The 17,949-nt window shown below is 65.4% G+C and carries 17 protein-coding genes; 5 read left to right on the top strand and 12 right to left on the bottom strand.

The window, feature by feature from the left end:
* Nucleotides 1-46: 46 nt before the first annotated feature.
* The 3 genes from J8I35_RS02635 to J8I35_RS02625 all read right to left on the bottom strand — a co-directional run bounded on the left by J8I35_RS02635 (nt 47) and on the right by J8I35_RS02625 (nt 3,133).
* Entirely contained in the window at nt 47-571 is a 525-nt protein-coding gene (locus J8I35_RS02635; RefSeq protein ID WP_209924393.1) for a cytochrome c, read from the bottom strand.
* Entirely contained in the window at nt 564-1,820 is a 1,257-nt protein-coding gene (gene soxC / locus J8I35_RS02630) for a sulfite dehydrogenase (RefSeq protein WP_209924392.1), read from the bottom strand. The genes J8I35_RS02635 and soxC overlap by 8 nt, the downstream gene beginning before the upstream one ends.
* A 128-nt stretch (nt 1,821-1,948) precedes the next feature.
* Nucleotides 1,949-3,133 carry a porin gene (locus tag J8I35_RS02625; protein WP_209924391.1) on the bottom strand — a complete coding sequence of 395 codons (1,185 nt, stop codon included), beginning with the start codon at nt 3,131-3,133 and terminating at the stop codon, nt 1,949-1,951.
* Between the two features lie 491 nt (nt 3,134-3,624).
* Between J8I35_RS02625 and J8I35_RS02620 the strand changes: the two genes are divergently transcribed.
* Both J8I35_RS02620 and J8I35_RS02615 read left to right on the top strand, forming a co-directional pair.
* Nucleotides 3,625-3,969 carry a DUF3088 domain-containing protein gene (locus tag J8I35_RS02620; protein ID WP_050017838.1) on the top strand — a complete coding sequence of 115 codons (345 nt, stop codon included), beginning with the start codon at nt 3,625-3,627 and terminating at the stop codon, nt 3,967-3,969.
* Nucleotides 3,970-4,021: 52 nt separating this feature from the next.
* Nucleotides 4,022-5,014 (top strand): ABC transporter substrate-binding protein, encoded by a 993-nt coding sequence (locus J8I35_RS02615; RefSeq protein WP_209924390.1) that lies wholly within the window; start codon nt 4,022-4,024, stop codon nt 5,012-5,014.
* 162 nt (nt 5,015-5,176) lie between these two features.
* Here J8I35_RS02615 and J8I35_RS02610 read toward each other — a convergent pair whose 3' ends face one another.
* Nucleotides 5,177-6,874, bottom strand: a complete 1,698-nt coding sequence (locus J8I35_RS02610; protein ID WP_209924389.1) for a M4 family metallopeptidase — start codon at nt 6,872-6,874, stop codon at nt 5,177-5,179.
* 728 nt (nt 6,875-7,602) lie between these two features.
* On the opposite strand from J8I35_RS02610, the gene tkt reads away from it, so the two are divergent.
* Together tkt and J8I35_RS02600 are read left to right on the top strand one after the other, a co-directional pair.
* A complete protein-coding gene (gene tkt, locus J8I35_RS02605) occupies nt 7,603-9,648 on the top strand; it encodes a transketolase (RefSeq protein WP_124593641.1) in 2,046 nt (681 codons plus the stop codon).
* A 132-nt stretch (nt 9,649-9,780) separates the two neighbouring features.
* Complete coding sequence (locus tag J8I35_RS02600; RefSeq protein WP_124555827.1) at nt 9,781-10,095, top strand: helicase; 315 nt, start codon at nt 9,781-9,783, stop codon at nt 10,093-10,095.
* Between the two features lie 191 nt (nt 10,096-10,286).
* On the opposite strand, the gene J8I35_RS02595 is transcribed toward J8I35_RS02600, so the two are convergent.
* Nucleotides 10,287-10,658 (bottom strand): helix-turn-helix domain-containing protein, encoded by a 372-nt coding sequence (locus J8I35_RS02595; protein ID WP_235356282.1) that lies wholly within the window; start codon nt 10,656-10,658, stop codon nt 10,287-10,289.
* A gap of 104 nt (nt 10,659-10,762) precedes the next feature.
* Between J8I35_RS02595 and J8I35_RS02590 the strand changes: the two genes are divergently transcribed.
* Nucleotides 10,763-11,617: an SDR family oxidoreductase gene (locus J8I35_RS02590; protein ID WP_209924502.1), complete on the top strand. Its 855-nt coding sequence runs from the start codon at nt 10,763-10,765 to the stop codon at nt 11,615-11,617.
* A 128-nt stretch (nt 11,618-11,745) separates the two neighbouring features.
* Here the strand turns inward: J8I35_RS02590 and J8I35_RS02585 are convergent, their stop codons facing one another.
* The 7 genes from J8I35_RS02585 to J8I35_RS02555 form a co-directional block, all read right to left on the bottom strand.
* On the bottom strand, nt 11,746-12,642 hold the full coding sequence (locus J8I35_RS02585; RefSeq protein WP_209924388.1) for an amidohydrolase family protein: 897 nt from the start codon (nt 12,640-12,642) through the stop codon (nt 11,746-11,748).
* Nucleotides 12,643-12,730: 88 nt separating this feature from the next.
* On the bottom strand, nt 12,731-13,045 hold the full coding sequence (rhaM, locus tag J8I35_RS02580; protein ID WP_069620467.1) for an L-rhamnose mutarotase: 315 nt from the start codon (nt 13,043-13,045) through the stop codon (nt 12,731-12,733).
* Nucleotides 13,046-13,062: 17 nt separating this feature from the next.
* Nucleotides 13,063-13,851: an SDR family NAD(P)-dependent oxidoreductase gene (locus J8I35_RS02575; protein WP_209924387.1), complete on the bottom strand. Its 789-nt coding sequence runs from the start codon at nt 13,849-13,851 to the stop codon at nt 13,063-13,065.
* A 17-nt stretch (nt 13,852-13,868) separates the two neighbouring features.
* A complete protein-coding gene (gene rhmD / locus J8I35_RS02570; protein WP_209924386.1) occupies nt 13,869-15,047 on the bottom strand; it encodes an L-rhamnonate dehydratase in 1,179 nt (392 codons plus the stop codon).
* A 104-nt stretch (nt 15,048-15,151) separates the two neighbouring features.
* A complete protein-coding gene (locus J8I35_RS02565; protein WP_209924385.1) occupies nt 15,152-16,087 on the bottom strand; it encodes a dihydrodipicolinate synthase family protein in 936 nt (311 codons plus the stop codon).
* Between the two features lie 78 nt (nt 16,088-16,165).
* Complete coding sequence (locus J8I35_RS02560) at nt 16,166-17,050, bottom strand: glycosyltransferase family 2 protein (RefSeq protein ID WP_050016946.1); 885 nt, start codon at nt 17,048-17,050, stop codon at nt 16,166-16,168.
* A gap of 154 nt (nt 17,051-17,204) precedes the next feature.
* Nucleotides 17,205-17,906 (bottom strand): GntR family transcriptional regulator, encoded by a 702-nt coding sequence (locus tag J8I35_RS02555; protein WP_124555822.1) that lies wholly within the window; start codon nt 17,904-17,906, stop codon nt 17,205-17,207.
* Nucleotides 17,907-17,949 lie beyond the last annotated feature (43 nt).

Genomic DNA, 17,949 nt, shown 5'->3' with positions numbered 1-17,949 from the left:
GGGCTGCTCGATGCGGCTGATGCGGCGGCAAGCGAAGCGACGCGCGTCATAGCTGGCCCGGCCGCGGGTCCGGCACGAAGCCGTCGCGGTTCGGCATCTGCACGCGCGGCAGCGTACGTGCGTCGAGCCGGGCGTCGCCGGGCACGATGCCGTTCAGGTGGAGGACGTACGCGGTGACCGCATAGACGTCGTCCGTGCTCAGCGATTGCGGCGCGTTGTACGGCATCGCCCGGCGAATGTAGTCGAACAGCGTCGTCGCGTACGGCCAGTAGCTGCCGACCGTCTTCTTGGGTTTCGCGCTCGCGAGCGAGCCGCTGCCGCCGACGAGCGGATCGCCGACGCCACCTTCGCCGCCGGCGCCGTGACACATCGCGCATTTGTCGGCGAACACGTGGCCGCCGCGTGCGACCGTGCCCGCGCCGGGCGGCAAGCCGCTGCCGTCCGGCGCGACGTCGATGTCCCACGCGGCGAGCGCCGCGCGATCGATCGGCTGGCCCAGGCCGAAGCCCGCGCCGAACGCGCTCGTCGTCATTGCGCAGGTTGCCAGCAGGCAAGCGAGCGGCTTACGCATTGCGCACCTCGCCGTCCGTGCCGACGCGCCAGTTCTGGATGCCGTTGTAGTGGTACTGCGAGTTCCGGCCGCGCGCGGCGACGAGCGCGTCACGGGTCGGTTGCACGTAGCCGGTCTCGTCGGTCGCGCGGCTTTGCAGGTCGGCCGGCTCGCCGCGCCACACCCAGTCGGCCTCGAAGCGCGTCAATGCGCGGTCGCGTACGTCGCCGGCGAGCCGGGCGGGCCGCCACGTGCGGCCGCCGTCGGTCGACACGTCGACGGCGCGAATCCGGCCGCGGCCCGACCACGCGTAGCCGCTGATCGGGTAATAGCCGTGCGCGGCGAGCCGATGGCCGGCCGACGGCCGCGTGATCACCGACTTCGCGTCCATCTCGAACACGAACTGGCGCGCGCTGCCGTCGGGCAGCAGATTCGTGTATTTCGACGTTTCCTCGCGCGTCATCTCCGGCGCCCGCACCAGCTTCAGCCGTCGCAGCCACTTGATGTTCGTGTTGCCTTCGAAACCCGGCACGATCAGCCGCACCGGGTAGCCGTTCTCCGGGCGCAGCCGTTCGCCGTTCTGCGCATAGACGACCAGCGCGCGCTCGAGAATCCGGTCGAGCGGCAGGCTGCGCGTCATCGCCGCGCCGTCCGCGCCTTCGGCGAGCAGCCAGCGTGCATCGGCGTCGACGCCCGTTTCATCGAGCAGCGTCGACAGCCGGACGCCGGTCCATTCGCAGCACGACAGCAACCCGTGCGTGAACTGAACCGGCAGCCCGCTCGGGCCGTTCCATTCGCTGCCCGTGTTGCCCGAGCATTCGAGGAAGTGAATCCGCGATTCGGACGGAAAACGCAGCAGGTCGTCGATCGTGAAGACGCGCGGCGCGCGCACGAGGCCGTGCACGACGACGCGATGGCGCTGCGCATCGATGTCCGGCACGCCCGCGTGATGACGCTCGTAGACGAGCCCGTTCGGCGTGATGTCGCCGAACAGGTCGGCGAGCGGCGTCATCGACGAGCCGGAGCCGGGTAGCGCAGGCGCGCGGGCGCTACGGCGAATCACGTCGCGTTCATGCTCCCCTGGCAGGCCGTACGGCGGCGACAGCAGCGGCGCACCGGGCGTGCGCGTCCACGGCGGCACGTCGAGCGGCTGGCTTGCGAGCGCACCGCCGGCGGGCAGCATCGCGGCAGCCCAGCCGCCGGCGAGCTGGCGCAGCGCCGCGCGCCGGCCGCTGCGCGGCGCACGGGGAGAAAAACGGGAATCGGTCATGGTCAAACGCGTGTTGCGCGCAGGGAAACGATCATTCTCGGCAACCGGGCGCGGCGCGGCAAACAACGATTCCCGCTTTGCTTATCGCGCCTGTCGTGCTTGTTGCGCCACGCCCGATGCGCGTGCCGTCAGAACTTCACGCGCAGCCCGCTGACGAACGCGAGCTGACGATTCGTCGACGACGCGCTGCCGATGTTCGAGATCGCCGCGATCTTGCGGTAGCCGCCCGACGTCGAGGTGCTCGCATCGCCGGCCGCGAGCTGGTAGATGCCCGACACGTAGATATCGGTGCGCTTCGACAACGCATAGTCGAACCCGAGCGTGAACTGGTGCCAGCGCGGCTTCAGCGTCTGGCCGCTCGTGCCCGGCAGGCCGCTCGCGCGCCCGTCGGTGAACGTATAGACCCCGATCAGCGTGGCCGCAGGCGTGAGCTGGTAGCGTGCGTTCACGTCGTAGTTGTTGAACTTGCGCGACGAACCGTCGAGATAATTGAGCTGCGTGTGGCTCCACGCGAAGCCGAGCGTCGAGCGGCCGAGCACGTAGTTCGCGCCTGCCGCGCCGATCTGCTGCTTCAGTACGCCGCCATTCAGCCCGTAGAAGAACGCGCCGCTGTAGTCGTTGCCGGTGGTCGAGGTCGCGCCGCCCACCGCGCCGCTCGTATTCGACGCCGCATTCGGGTGATTGAACCGCACATAGCCGCCGCCGATTGACAGCGGGCCGTTCACGTAGTTCGCCGATGCGCCCCACGCGTTGTTGTTCGAGAATCCGGTGCCTGCGCCGCCATTGGCCTGGTTGCTGAACGCATAGAGCAGGTCGGCCGTGAAGCCGGCGATCGTGTCGCTGCGGAACTTCACCGCATTGTTCAGCCGGAAGCTCTGGTTCAGGTTGTCGTTGTCGCCCACGTGCGTGGCCGGCGACCAGAAACCCGCGCCCGAGTACGGCGCGACGAGATCGGTGATCGGCTCGTACTGACGACCGAACGTCAACGTGCCGAGCCCTTTCTTGCCGAGGCCCACGTACGCGGACCGGCCGAACAGCCGGCCGCCCTGGCCGAGCCCGCCGTCGCTCGGCCGGAACCCGCTTTCCAGCGTGAAGACCGCCTGCAGGCCGCCGCCGAGATCCTCCGCGCCTTTCAGGCCCCAGCGGCTGCCGCTCAGCTTGCCGCTCGTCTGCTGGACGTTGCTCGCGCCGCCCTGGTTGTTCGTATACGCGATGCCGGCGTCGACGACCCCGTACAACGTCACCGAACTCTGCGCATGCGCGCCGACCGAACCGATCGAAACCAAACCCAGCACTACCGTTTTTTTGATCATGACCAACCTCTGTTTTTTGTCAGTACGTTTGCGAGGATCACGATGCTATTGACGACGGACGCGCCGATGAACGGCCGATCCGTGGTTTGTAAATCGCTGCGCGGCCGATTTGTAATGTGTATTGCCGTCGGCCCGGCAGGTGTGCCGCGATTGCGTCCGGCACGCCTGTTGCGGCGAACGCATCGTGCGGACCGCGAACGTCATCCGCCGAAAACCCGTGGACGCGGTCATATCGATCGATGAAATCGTTCGAGATCCGTAGTGCTCGTCGTTCGCATGACGATGCGTTTATGCAACGGCCCACTGGGCGAGGACGGGCCGATGCGCTATGCGCGTTCGCATATCGATTCCGCAAAACGTTGGTAGGGCCGGGCGAGGCGCGACGGTAGAGTCTGGCATCCGGCCGCTGGCCGGCATGCGTCGGGAACGGCAGCGCGCACGGATACGCGCGCTTACCGATGGGACGCCCAACGAGAAAGGAGCCATTCGACATGAGTCGCGATGTACTGTTTCTGCTGGAACCGGGCTTTGCCGATCCGAAGCATCCGGGCCAGCGCTTCGTCTGTCCGCATGGACTGCCGATCGAAGGGCTGCTCGCGAGCGCGCCCGATCGCGCCGCGCGTATCGACGTGAAGCGCGTCGGCTTCGAGCGGCCGCGGCCCGCGGTGATCGACGCGCTCGACGATGCGCACCAGGGCCTGCCGGTGCTCGTGCTGGGCCGCGACCAGCCCGCGCCGGACGACGCGCAGACGCTCGGCGACGTGCGCTTCGTCACCGATGCGCGCCGCATCCTCGAACTGCTGGCCGAGCGCCACGGCTTTCCGGCGCTGCATTGACGCGGCGGTTTCGCTTTCCATCCGGTTCCATCCGATCGAACAGGAGCATCCGATGTCGTCAATGTCGGCGGTACGTCGCCGCCTGCTGCTCGCCGGCGCCGCAGTCGCGGCGCATCCATTGGCCGCGTTCGCCGCGCCGGCCGCCGATGCCGATCTGGCCGACACGACGTTGCGCGTCGCGACCTACAAGGGCGGCTGGCGCGCGCTGCTGCAGGCGGCCGGGCTCGACAACACGCCGTACCGGATCGACTGGCGCGAACTGAACAACGGCGTGCTGCATATCGAGGCGCTCAACGCGGATGCGCTCGATATCGGTTCGGGTAGCGAAATTCCCGCCGTGTTCGCCGCGCGGCAGAAAGCCAATGTGAAGTTCATCTCGCGCGTGCGCGAAGACCTGAACAACCAGGTCACGCTCGCGCGCAAGGACACGCCGATCCGCAGCATCGCGGATTTGAAGGGCAAGCGTGTCGGCTACGTGCGCGCGACGACGTCGCACTATTTCCTGTATCGACAGCTGGCGGAAGCCGGCCTGAGCTTCGACGACATCCAGCCGATCAACCTGTCGCCGACCGACGGGTTGTCCGCGTACGATCGCGGCGACATCGACGCATGGGCGATCTACGGCTACAACGGCCAGCTTGCGCGCAACCGCTACGGCGCCCGCGTACTGAAGACGGGGAAGGGCTATCTGTCGGGCAATTTTCCGGTGTATGCGAATCCGCGCACGCTCGACGATGTGCGTCGCCGCGCGGCGACCGGCGATTTGCTGCTGCGGTTCCGACGTGCGTATGCGTGGGCGAACGGGCATTTCCGCGACTATGCGCTCGCGCAGAATCACGAGACGCGTGTGCCGGTTGTGGATCTCGTCTCGATGTTCGATCAGCGCAGCGAAGACTACGCGCTGCTGCCGGTGACGCCCGACGTGATCGCGCAGCATCAGCAGGTCGCGGACGTGTTTGCGCGCATCGGCGTGCTGGACGGGCCGGCGCGTGTCGCGCCGTTGTGGGATACGTCGTTCAATCCGGTGGCGGCGGCGGGGGGCTGACCGCAAGAACACACAGTTCACCGACCGCCTGCACATGCAGGCGATCGGTCGGCACTTCCCGTCATTCACCCCGGCGCCGCGTGATCACGACCGAATCGCTTTCCTCCGAAGCGAAGTCCCGTCACGCGACCTCTGGCGTTCGACGTATCCACACAAGCGCCGTCAATTCACCCCGACAGCACTCCACGCGCGCGCGACCGTCGCGCTTTCCGCCGAGTTCGCGCCGTACAGGTCATTGGCCGCCTGGATCGACGCACGCCGCGCGTTCGGGTAGCTCGAATTGGCGTTCAGGTACACGGTGAGCGTCCGGTACCAGATCTTGCCGGCCTTGTCGCGACCCAGCCCGCTGAACGTCGTGTCGCCGTTGCAGACCAGTTGCGCTCTCGACAGGCCGGTGTCGGTCGACGGCACCGACGGCCCTTCCGACAGCAGGTAGAAGAAGCGGTTGCCGACTCCCGACGTGAAATGCGGATCGTGGCGCGGATTCGACCACGAGAAGCCGCCGGACGGGTAGCAGCTGAACGACCGGCCGTCGAGATCCTGCTTGTACATCTTGCGCAGGCCGCCGCTCACCACGCGCGCGCCGATCACGTAGTTGCCGGGATCGTTCGGGTTGTTCGCGTAGAACTTCACGAGCGTGCCGAAAATGTCGGACGTCGCCTCGTTCAGGCCGCCCGCGTCACCCGAATAGTTCAGGTTGGCGGTGGCCTCGGTCACGCCGTGACTCATCTCGTGCCCGGCGACGTCGACCGACACCACGGGCTTCGGCAGGCGCGTGCCCGGCTCGCCGTCTCCGTACGCCATCACGCGCGACGACAGCCATGCCGCGTTCGCGCCGGTCGTGCCGCTGCCGGTATTGAACACCACGTGCGCGTAGCTTCTCACGCCGCGACCGTCGTTGAAGATGCCGTTGCGATTGTGCGTGGTCTTGTAGTAGTCCCAAGTCAACGCGAGCCCGTAGTCGATGTCTGCCGCGACGGTCTGCCGATCGGTGGTCGTGTTGTTGCCCCACACGTTCGTGCTGCTCGTGAAGATCGGCAGGTCGGTCGCTTGCTCGACCTCGTCCGAGCTCAGGCCGCGACCATCGTAGACCGAGCCGCCGCCGCGGCCGGGATCGAGCATCCGGTATGCGTTCGTGCCGGTCTGGTCCGTCGTGAGCGTCAGGTTGCCGTAGTACAGCGAGCGGCCGGTGCCGGTCGCGGCGGCGGTCTTGATCAGGTCCTGTGCGTCGAGCACGGCGCCGGTGCGGGCGTCGACGTAGTACAGCACGGCGTCGCCGTGCGTGTCGGTCGACTTGCCGTAGACGCGTACCGCATAGGCCAGCGTCGGCGTGACGTCGCGGGCGAACACGACGAGTTCCGGCTCGTCGACGCGGCGCACGTCCGAGTTGAAGCGCGCGGCCGCGATGTGTCTGGCCCGCGTCGCACCGACGTCGGGTGCGTTGCGTACCACGGCGCGGTTCCCGACCTTGCCGATCGTGCCGGCGAGGTTGATCGGTGCGAGCTGCGTTACGCTGGCTTGCTTCAACTGCCCGTTGCTCGAGTGGACGACCACGTCGCCGCCTATCACGGGCAGGCCCGCGTGGAAGCGATCGAAGCGCACGTGCTCGGTGCCGTCGGGATCGACGATCACGTCACGCACCTGGAACTGGTCGCCGTCGGTTGGGGCGCCTGCGTGTGGCCCCGCGAACTTCAACGTGCGTGCCGTGCCGCTGGCCGCCACGCTGAAGGCGGTCGGGTTCTGCTGGATCAGTTGCAGCGCCTTGTCGACCGCGGCCGGCTGGTCGCCGGCCTGGGCAAAAGCGCTGAGACTCGCGACGGTAATCGCGGTGATGGGCAGCAGTCGAGACAGTTTCTTCATGTAATTCCCCAGGTTATGAGTGGGTTTGTTCGAGGAATGCATCAAGTGATGACTTTTAAACAAGACATGTCGCGAACAGCAGGGGGATGCTAGGAGGTCGTTTTTATAATTACAAGATATTTTCTATTGGATTAATTTTTCATGTCGTTGCTGTCAATCAAGTCGGAATTTGGTGAGAAATTTGAAATGATCGTGTTGACGGTGGTAACGGGGGCGATGCATCGACGGCGTGTGGCTGGGACGCTTTGGGGTTTTCTCGTCGTGGCGGGTGTGTAAGGAGGACGCGCGATGAGAAGTCGAGTCAAGTGGATGGCTGGGATTTTCGTTATTGAATATTGATTTCGATTGTTGCCGATTCGCGTGCCGTCAAATTAATTTTGAATGCTTTTTGTATCTTCTGTTTGTGACGTGAAGTCATCACATGTCCAATGGGCGTCGGGCGAGCGATGCTCGCATGACAACGAGTGGGAGGTGATTCGTGAAGTATCTTGCTGATCGCTTCCGGTGATGTTCGAGCCTTTGGCCGACCGCAGGCTACAGACCGCGCACGGTATCTATACCGATCTTAGTTGACATAATGCGTATTATCAATTAAAAAGGGTCGAATCCCAGAACGTGTAGCAAGGCCACACCAAATATCAGCGCATTCCGGCGTAACCTCGCCGCCGTCGAGAAGGCATGCACCTTGCCCCGTAGCCTCATCTTTCCGAGCTCAAACAGGAGAACCGATGAGCGATCCCACTGCACATTCCCGGACGGCTGCAAAAGCGGTGCCGCCCCCACGAGACCCCCATCTTCGCGCACTGGCGAACTGTATTCGCTTCCTCGCCATGGATGCAGTGCAGAAAGCGAACAGCGGACATCCTGGTGCGCCAATGGGGTTGGCTGACGTTGCGACGGTCCTGTTCAACGAGTTCATGAAATTTGACGCGTCGGATCCCCACTGGATCGATCGAGACCGGTTGGTACTGTCCAACGGACACGCGTCGATGCTCCTCTACAGCCTCCTCTATCTCACGGGCTATGCCGACATGACCCTCGACGAGCTCAAGCGCTTCCGGCAAGTCGGCAGCAAGACGCCCGGCCATCCGGAGTACTCGCACGCCGACGGAATCGAACTGACGACCGGCCCCCTCGGACAAGGCGTCGCGGAATCCGTCGGCATGGCGTTGGCCGAGCGCGTCATGAATGCGCACTTCGGCGATGATCTCGTCGATCACTACACGTACGTATTTCTCGGCGACGGTTGCCTGATGGAAGGCATTAGCCACGAGGCCATTTCCTTGGCCGGCCACCTCCGGCTGGGCAGGTTGATTGCGTTCTGGGACAACAATTCGATTTCCATCGACGGCGCGACCAAGCTCGCGGTTTCGGACAACGAGATCGAGCGCTTTCAGTCGGCTGGATGGCGAGTCCTGGAAATCGACGGTCACGACACGGATGCGATACGGCGCGCTATCGAGACCGCTCGGACAACGCATGACCGACCGACGTTGATCGCATGCAGGACGATCATCGGGTTCGGCTTTCCGACCAAGGCCGGGACCGAGAAAGCCCATAGCGATGCCCCGGGCGAGGATGAAATCGCGGGCGCACGCCAGGCCCTCGATTGGCATTCGCCGCCGTTTGAAATCCCGGATGACCTGCTGAAAGCATGGCGGGAGATCGGCGCGCGCGGCCGCAAGACGAGACTCGCGTGGGACGAGCGTGTCCGCCGGGCGCCGCAGGCGCTGCGCACCGAATTCGACCGGCGCAATGCGGGAAAGCTTCCGGATGACTGGAAGGCGGCGATCGCGGCGGCACGGCAGGCATTTATTGCCAGTGGCAGTGCAATGGCCACCCGAAAGGCCAGCGGTGAAGTGCTTGATCATCTCTTCGACGCGATTCCGGAATTGCTGGGCGGCTCGGCGGATCTTACGCAGTCCAACAATACGAAGACGAAGAACCAAATCGCGATCGAGCCTGGCCGGTTCAAGGGTTCATACCTCCACTACGGCGTCCGCGAACACGGCATGGCCGCCGCGATGAACGGCATTGCCCTTCATGGTGGCCTCATTCCGTACGGCGGCACCTTCCTTTGCTTTTCGGACTACTGTCGCCCGGCGATCCGGTTAAGCGCGATGATGCGGGTGCGATCCATCTTCGTGATGACGCACGATTCCATCGGTCTCGGAGAAGATGGGCCGACTCATCAACCCGTCGAGCACCTCGCCGCTCTTCGCGCCATTCCGCAACTCGCCGTCTATCGGCCGGCCGATCCAGTCGAAACGGCGGAGTGCTGGGAACTGATTCTTGAACAGCCGCGCAGGGCTGCACTCCTCGCATTGTCACGCCAGCCGGTCCCGCTCCTGCGCAACGAGCCTGGAAACGAAAACAAGTCGGCGCGGGGCGCCTATATTTTGCGGGAGGCCGATGGCGGGCCGCGCCAACTCACGCTGATCGCGACAGGCTCGGAGGTCGACCTCGCCGTCCAGGCACGCGACATCCTGCAACAGGAAGGCGTGCCGACGGCCGTCGTATCGATGCCGTGCCGCCTGCTCTTCGAGGAGCAGCCGCGCGATTACCGGCGGGCCGTGCTGGGCGTTTCTCCCGCGAGGGTCGCGGTCGAGGCGGCGGTCGAACTGGGCTGGGAACGGTACATCGGACCGGAAGGCCGGTTCGTCGGCATGCACAGCTTCGGCGAGTCCGGGAAAATCAAGGACGTGTACGACAAGTTCGGCATCACGGTAGATGCGGTGGTTCGCGCGGCGCATCAGGTGTTATCCGAAGTGTGACATTGCTGCAATCCGCCTCGGATGCGATGACCTTGCAGGGCTCGTGGATGTGCTTTGAGAAGTGGGCGGCCTCGATTTTCGGTGGATTCGCGCGTAGCGTTAGAATAGCGCCCCTTCTCATGGGAGACGACAATGTCCTGGTTCGTTTATGAAGTGCCCGAATACCACGAAGACGCCGCGCGCATCGAACCTTTCAGCGAGCTGCGTAGCCGTGTGCTGAAAGCCGGTGGCCCGGCCATGGCAGACGACCTGGAAAGCGTTCGCGAAAACGCCGCGGCGACGGCGGACACGCAGGAGCGCCCGCTGCGTACCCCGGAAAATCCGCAGGTCTTTCCGATTCCTTACGCCGACTCGATGATCCTGGTCGGGTTCATCTTCGATCTGAAGCGCGAATTCCGCCAACTGGTCGTGTCGCCCGTGGAAATGCCCTGGCTGAAAGACGCGTAAAGCGTTGCGCCGGCGGGGTGTCGTACCCGGTGATCTGTTTCGGCATCCGCGCTTTCATCACGAGCCGGCCCACCGCTGGATCCGCGACGCGATGAGCGAACTCATCACAGGGCCGGCGCATCACCAGCCGTTGCCGAATACGAAGCGCCGGCGTTCGACGGCGGCGCGATAGCCCGCGCGGTCGCTAATCGCTAGCGCGCCCGGTCACGCAGCAGCAGGCGCGACCCGACCTCCACGATCGACGTAATCGCCGGCAGCAGTTCCTGGCCGAGCGACGTCAGCTCGTATTCCACGGACGGCGGCGACGTCGGCAACACGCTGCGCCGGATCACGCCCCGCTCCTCCAGATCACGCAGCCTGCCGGTCAGCACCTTCGCGGTGATGGTCGGGTTGTCGCGCCGCAACTCCGAAAACCGACGCGGGCCATTGCTCAGGCACCAGATCAGTTCGGGCGTCCACAGACCGCCGATCAACGCCATGCATTTCGACATCGGGCAGCCGGGAAGCGGCTCCACCTTCTTTCGCATTCTCAAACCCATCGTCGCACCGGGAATGGTTTCCATTTGGTTACTTGAAAATGATGGTAACCGATGGATAGGTGGTTTCCAATGGAAACCTTCATCCCTACACTTGGAGCCTCACCTATCGATACACGGAGAGCATGAACATGTATGCAATAACGGGAGCATCCGGGCAGCTCGGGCGCCTTGTGATCGACGCATTGCTTGAAACCGTGCCGGCCAACCGGATTATCGCGGCGGTCAGGAATCCGGCGAAGGCGCGCGACCTTGAAGCGCGCGGCGTGGTGGTGCGCGAGGCCGACTACAAGCGGCCTGAAACGCTCGCCACCGCGTTCCTCGGTGTCGACAAACTCCTGCTGATCTCGTCGACCGAAGTCGCCGGCCGCCTGCCATTGCACCGCGCGGTGATCGACGCGGCCCGGCGCGCTGAAGTCTCGTTGCTCGCCTATACGAGCATGCTGCACGCCGACACGTCGCCCGTCCGACTCGCGATCGAGCACCGGCAGACGGAAGAAGTCATCGCGGCCTCCGGCCTCCCCACCGTCATCCTGCGCAATGGCTGGTACACCGAGAACCATTTGATGGCCCTTCCCGCTGCGCTCGAGCATGGCGCGTTCATCGGGGCCGCGAAGGACGGGCGCTTCTCTGCCGCCGCGCGGAAGGACTATGCGGCGGCCGCGGCCGTGGTATTGACGACGGACGGCCACGCAGGAAAAACCTATGAACTGGCGGCAGACGATGCGTACACGCTGACGCAGCTAGCCGCGGAGGTTTCGCGGCAGTCCGGCAAGACCGTCGTCTACAACGATCTCGCCGAGGACGCTTATGCCGACGTGCTGACGAGCGCCGGGTTGCCGCCCGAGTTTGCCAGCGTCCTCGCGGATGCCGACGTGGCCGCGTCGCGCGGTGCGCTGTTCGACGACGGCGGCGTCCTCGCGCGACTGATCGGTCGGCCCACGACGCCGTTGGCGAGCGTCGTCGCGACCGCGTTGCGCGATTAGGGCGAACAAGCCCCGATGAAGCATCAGCCAGCGCCGCTGCAGCGTGCGGGTTCGGCTGATGCTGCCGGGGCGCCCGCCCGGCACGTGCTTCGGTGACAACGCTCGCCACCCGATGGCGGGCACGTGGCTCACAGTCGGTAAGTTCGCAGCGCATTGTGGACGAACAGCGCCTCGCGCTCATCGTCGCGGGCGCCCGCGACGATCGCCGCATAAGCGTGCCAGAGCGCCTGATAGCCGGCATGGAGCCGATCGACCGGGAAGTTCGACGCGAACATGCAGCGCGCCGCGCCGAACGCGTCGATCGCCTCCAGCACGTACGGGCGGAAACTTTCGACCGTCCAGCGATGGTCGAACATCGCGAGCCCGGACAGCTTCATCGTCACGTTCGCCCGCCGCGCGAGCCCGCGCAATCCGTCGCGCCACTCGCGCCAGCCGTGCACGCTGGTCCGGTCGACGAACATGCCTGTGTGATTGACGATCACGGACGTGTCGGGATGCGCATCGAGGACGGCGAGCGCGGCGCCGACCTGGGCCGGGTACAACTGCAGGTCGAACGACAAACCGAACTCGCTCAGCATCCCGAAGTTCTCTCGCCAGCGCGGTTCGGTCAGATAGTCCACGTCGACGTAGTTGTACCAGGGGTCCGGATGCCGGTTCAACACCTGCCGGATACCGCGCACGTTCGGATGCGCCGCCGCGCCGGCGAGCCGGATGCGTGCGTCCGGCGCGAACAGGTCGACGCCCGCGACGATGCCGTCCGGCATCCCGCCGCTCGCCGGCGCATCGGCCAGCGCCTCCAGCCAGTCGACTTCGCTCGGCGTCGTCCACGTATCGTGGATCGCCTCGACATGCACGACCTTCAGCACGTCGATATCCGCGCCGGCGTCCGCGCGCAGGTCCGCGGGCAGGTAGCGGCGCGGCAAGTCCGCCACCGCGCCCGAGAACGCCGGCTGAGCGCGATCGAGCCAGCTGTAGCTCAACGCGTCGGCGTCCCAGAAATGGACATGGGGATCGACAACCTGCATGTGGGCTCCGTGAGTTCATGCGACACGATGATCCGCTGCAATGGTTCGGCACACGCCGAGCGCTGCCGATCCGTTGAACGGGCCGGCGTCATTCCAGATGGAACATCGGCTCCAGCGATTTCTCGACCGGACGTCCGTCCGGCCCGGTCGCCATCAGGTCGGCCATGTACGCCCACCAGCGACGCATCACGTCCGTTTCGGCGAGTTGCGCGATCCGGTGATCGGCCGGCCGTTTGAGCACGGCGAACAGGTGATGGGTGTCGTCGTCGAGAAAGATCCAGTAGTCCGAAATGCCCGCTGCACGAAGCGCGTCGGCGAGTTCCGGCCAGATCGCATCGTGCCGGCGCCGGTATTCGTCCCGCTTGCCGGGGTGCAGGCGCATCCTGAAGGCGATCGTTTCCATGGTCATGCCTCGCGGTTTCATTGCAGGTTCACGTACATGCCGCCGTCGACGAGCAGCGCGGCGCCGTTCACGTAGCGCGCCATGTCGGACGCGAGAAACACGACGCAGTCGGCGACGTCGTCCGGCTCGCCGAGGCGGCCGAGCGGAATCCGGCGCTCGAAGTACTCGGTCTTGCCGGGCGCGGCGAGATCGTCGTCGTTGATTTCGGTGCGGATCGTGCCCGGCAGCACCGAATTGCAGCGAATCCGATGCGGCGCGAGCGCGACCGCGCACGACTGCATCAGCGCATGGACGCCGGCCTTGGTCGGCGTGTAGTGCGTCTGCATGCCGCCGCCGACCAGCGCGCTGATCGAGCTGGTCGCGACGATCGCGCCGCCGTGCCCTTGCGCGGCCATTTGCCGGGCGACGGCCTGGGTCGTGTAGAACGCACCGTGCAGGTTCACTTCCATCGTCCGTTGCAGCAGCTCGGGCGGCAAGTCCAGGAAGCCGTGGAACGGGCAAATTCCGGCATTGCTCGCCAGTACGTCGATCCGGCCGAATCGTTCGACCGCGGCCGCGACGAGCGCGCGGGCCGTGTCCGGCTGCGCGACGTCGCCCGGCACGGCCAGCGCGTCGCGCCCCGTCGCGCGGATCGCGTCGACGAGCGCGTCGATCTCGTGATCGGCCTGCGTGGGCAGCAGCGGGTTCGCCCAGTAGTTGACGACGACGTCGGCGCCATGCCGCGCACACGCCAGCGCGATCGCGCGGCCGATCCCGCGCGATCCGCCCGTCACGACGACGATCCTGTCTTCAAGCAATTTCGTCATTGCGCCCCTCCGTACGCTCAGTGTTCATACGGGCGCTGCATGCGCACGTCCGGATTCAGGCGCACGCCGAAACCGGGCGTGTCGGGCACCTTCATCCGCCCGCCGACCGGCACCGGCTCGTCGAGCAGCAGCGGATCGAACATCGGCACGACACGATCGGCCTGCGGCGCCATCATCAGGAATTCGGCGAACGGGCTGTTGTGCCGCGTCGCGACGAAGTGATAGCTGTAGACCGACGAGCCGTGCGGAATCACCAGCACGCCACGCGCATCGGCGAGCGCCGAGATCCGCAGCAACTCGGTGAGCCCGCCGCACCAGCCTACGTCCGGCTGAATGATGTCGCAGCACTCCATCTCCAGCAGCATGCGAAAGCCCCAGCGGGTCGCCTCGTGCTCGCCGGTCGTGACGAGCATGCCGCGCGGCACGTCGCGGCGCAGCTTCGCATAGCCCCAATAGTCGTCGGGCGGCAGGCATTCCTCGATCCATTTCAGGCCGAGCGCATGCGCTTCGTGCGCGAGCCGCGTCGCATACGGCACGTCGAGACTCATCCAGCAGTCGAGCATCAGCCAGAAATCGGCGCCGACGCGCGAACGCATCTCGGCGAGCGCATCGAGATTGCGACGCAGGCCGACCTCGCCCTCGGCCGGGCCGTGATGCAACGGCAGCTTGCCGCCGATGAAACCCATCTCCTTCGCGAGATCGGGTCGCGCGCCGGTCGCGTAGAACTCCAGCTCGTCGCGCACCTTGCCGCCGAGCAACTGGTGCACGGGCTCCTGCCGGACCTTCGCGAGCAGGTCCCACAGCGCGAGGTCGACACCGGAAATCGCATTGAGCACGACACCCTTGCGCCCGTAGTACAGCGTTGCATGGAACATCTGATCCCACATCTTCTCGATGTCGGTCACGCGCTGCCCTTCGATGAAACGCGCGAGATGCCGCTCGACGATGAACGCGCCGATCTCGCCGCCGGTCGTCACCGCAAAGCCGACCGTTCCATCGCTGGCCTCGACTTCGATCACGAGCGTGCCGAGCACGTTGATGCCGAACGACTGGCGGCTCTGCCGGTATTCGGGGTAGCGCGACATCGGCGTCGCAATGTGGTCGTCGATCCAGTGACCGGCATCCTGATCGTGGTAATCGGCACCGCCACCACGCACCGTCAGCGCGCGGACCGCGCGTATCGTCGGCATGCTCATTCTTCGGGTTCCTTGGTTGGGTCATCGAGTGCGGAAGCCGCCCGTACGCGTCGGGCGCACGGATGGCGGCGGAATGCGCAACGTCGTGCTGCCAGGCGGTCGCGTCAGCGTGCCCAGCGCAGCACCAGCGCGTCGAGCCGTCGCGCAATTTCGATCAGGCCCGCGCGCGTCGCCGGATGCAGCGGCGCCAGCGGACGGCGCGGCGCGTCCGATGCGATCACGCCGCCCTCCTTCATCAGCGCCTTCGCCGCCAGCAGGCCGGCCTGACGGTTCTCGTAATTGATCAACGGTAGCCATTGCTCGTACTGGGCGACCGCCTCGTCGCGCTGCCCGGCGAGATACGCGCCGAGAATCGGCCGCAGCCCGTCCGGATAGCCGCCGCCGAGGATGCTGCCGGTCGCGCCCGCATCGAGATCGGCAAGCAGCGTGATCGCCTCCTCGCCGTCGAACGGCCCTTCGATCGCGTCGCCGCCAAGCGCGATCAGTTCGCGCAGCTTCGACGCCGACTGCGGCACCTCGATCTTGAAATAGCGCAGATTCGGAATCGTGTGCGCGAGGCGCGCCAGAAACGCGGCCGATACCTGCGTGCCGCTCATCGGCGCGTCCTGGTACATGATCGGGATCTCGATCGCGTCGGAAAGCGCCGCATAGAACTGCTCGATCGCGGCCTCGCCGCAACGAATCGTCGCGCCGTGGTACGGCGGCATCACCATCACCATCGCCGCACCGGCCGCCTGCGCGGCGCGGCTGCGCGCCGCGCAGATCGTCGGATTGAAATGCGTGGTCGTCACGATCACCGGCACGCGTCCCGCCACGTGTTCGAGGATCGCCGCGATGAGCCGCTCGCGCTCGTCGTCGGTCAACGAAAACTGTTCCGAGTAGTTCGCGAGGATGCACAGGCCGTCCGCTCCCGCGTCGATGATGAAGTCGACACAGCGCTTCTGGCCCGGCATATCGATCTCGCCCGACTCGGTGAAGATCGTCGGCGCGACGGAAAACGCGCCCGTATAGCGGCGGTGAATCGGCGTAGACAAGCTCATCTGAAACCCTCTCTTATAATCAGTGATCCGAATTGTATGGCGCGTTTGTCGTGCGACCATACCGCGATAAATCACGCGTCATACACGCCCGTACCGCCCTCGCAACCCGTCCGTCACGCCGCAATAGATTGCCTTCAGCTTCAGGCGCTTGTTGCGCGCATGCAGCAGCACGAACGCGACGTGCTTGAGCGTGATGAGATTGATCAGCAGCATCGCCGGATAGCGTCGCCAGTAGTCGCGCGCGACGAGGATACAGTTGCGCGCCGCATAGTAGTGGCGCAGCGCGCTCTGATCGAATATCTCGACGCGCGGCCAGTGCTGCTGCGCGGACGGGCTGCCGAGTTCATGGGGCAGCGACACGTCGGCGTTGACGCGCACCGGCACGCCGTGCGCCTGCGCGCGCATGCAGTATTCCGCGTCGACGTGGTCGATGAAGAAGTCCTCGCGGAAGCGGCCGAGCGCGCGATACGCGTCGAGCGAGATTGCGGTGCCCGACGAGATGATGACCGAGCACGACAGCAGGCCGTGCGCGCCGCCGTGGATCGGCGTGATCTGCGCGGACCAGCGGCGCACCGTGAACAACGGCAGGTCGCGCTGGAAATTGCGGTTGAAGATCCGCGGGCCGACCAGGAAGCGGCTGTCGCCCACCCGCGCGCAGCCGGCCAGCATGCGATCGAAATAGTCGTCCGGAACGTGCGAATCCTGATCGAAGATGAAGAAGACGTCGCAGCCGCGGCCGATCAGGAATTCGACGCCGGCGTTGAACGCACCGGCGATGCCGCCGCGATTGTGATTCGCGATCACATCGACGCCGCCTGCGGCGAGCCGTGCGTACAGCGCACGATCGGCGACGGGCGAATTGTCGACCGCGACGACGACGGGGCTTTTCGCGGGCAAGGTCAGCAAATGCTCGATCTGCGCCGCGGAGGGTTTATACAGCGTGACCAACGTACCGTGTGTCATGACGGCACCTCGTGACGATCAAGTAGCGATGCGCCGCGCCGGTCGATCCGGGCGGCCCGTCCTCCTTTGCACGACTGCTTGTCTCGTCGACCGGCCTGCCCTGCCCGTTCGCGTGCTGTACGCGATCGTCGCAGGCGCCGCGGCCGGTCTTGCTTTATTTTGCGTACAGCTTGACGACGCTCGCCTGGACGACGCGCGTGATCTCTTCCATCCGCCAGCGGATATGCGTGTCGGTCAGCGTCGCGCAACGTTCCGCATCGCGTTCGGCAAGCGCGTCGAGAATCTCGAGATGCTCGGTAAACGCCTCGTTGCGTCGCTGATCGACGTCGACCCAGCGCACGTAGTGAATGCGCGCGTTGATCCCTTGCAGCACCCGGCCGATCTCGGCATTGCCCGACAACGCGGCCAGCTCCAGGTGAAACTGCTCGTCCTTGACGACCAGCTCGGCCGACGACATCCGCGCCGCATTCTTCATCACCTGCTTCCAGAAGCGACGCAACGCCTTGATGTCGTTGTCCGACCCGCGCTCGCATGCGAGCATCACCGCGGTCGTTTCGATCGAGCGACGCAATTCGAACAGATCGAACACATCCTTCCCCTCCAGTTCCCGAATGAAGAAACCGCGGTTCGGCACGAACACCAGCAGGTTTTCGGCAACGAGCCGATTCAGCGCCTCGCGAATCGGCGTGCGACTCACGTTGAAGCGCTCGGCAAGCTCCAGCTCGTTGAACCGCTCGCCCGGCCGGATCTCGTACAGCACGGCCATCTGTTTCAACTGCTCGTAAATCTCGTTGACCGTGAGGCCCGTGCGCGTCGGCGCCGCGGTCTCCCGGCCAGCCATAACGGAAGTCGACATCTCGTCTCCTGGTTCCACCTGTTGTCACCGCGCGTCATTATCC

This window comes from Burkholderia sp. CpTa8-5, from assembly GCF_017815045.1.
Classification (GTDB): domain Bacteria; phylum Pseudomonadota; class Gammaproteobacteria; order Burkholderiales; family Burkholderiaceae; genus Burkholderia; species Burkholderia sola.
This window is presented reverse-complemented; position numbering and strand designations above follow the sequence as displayed.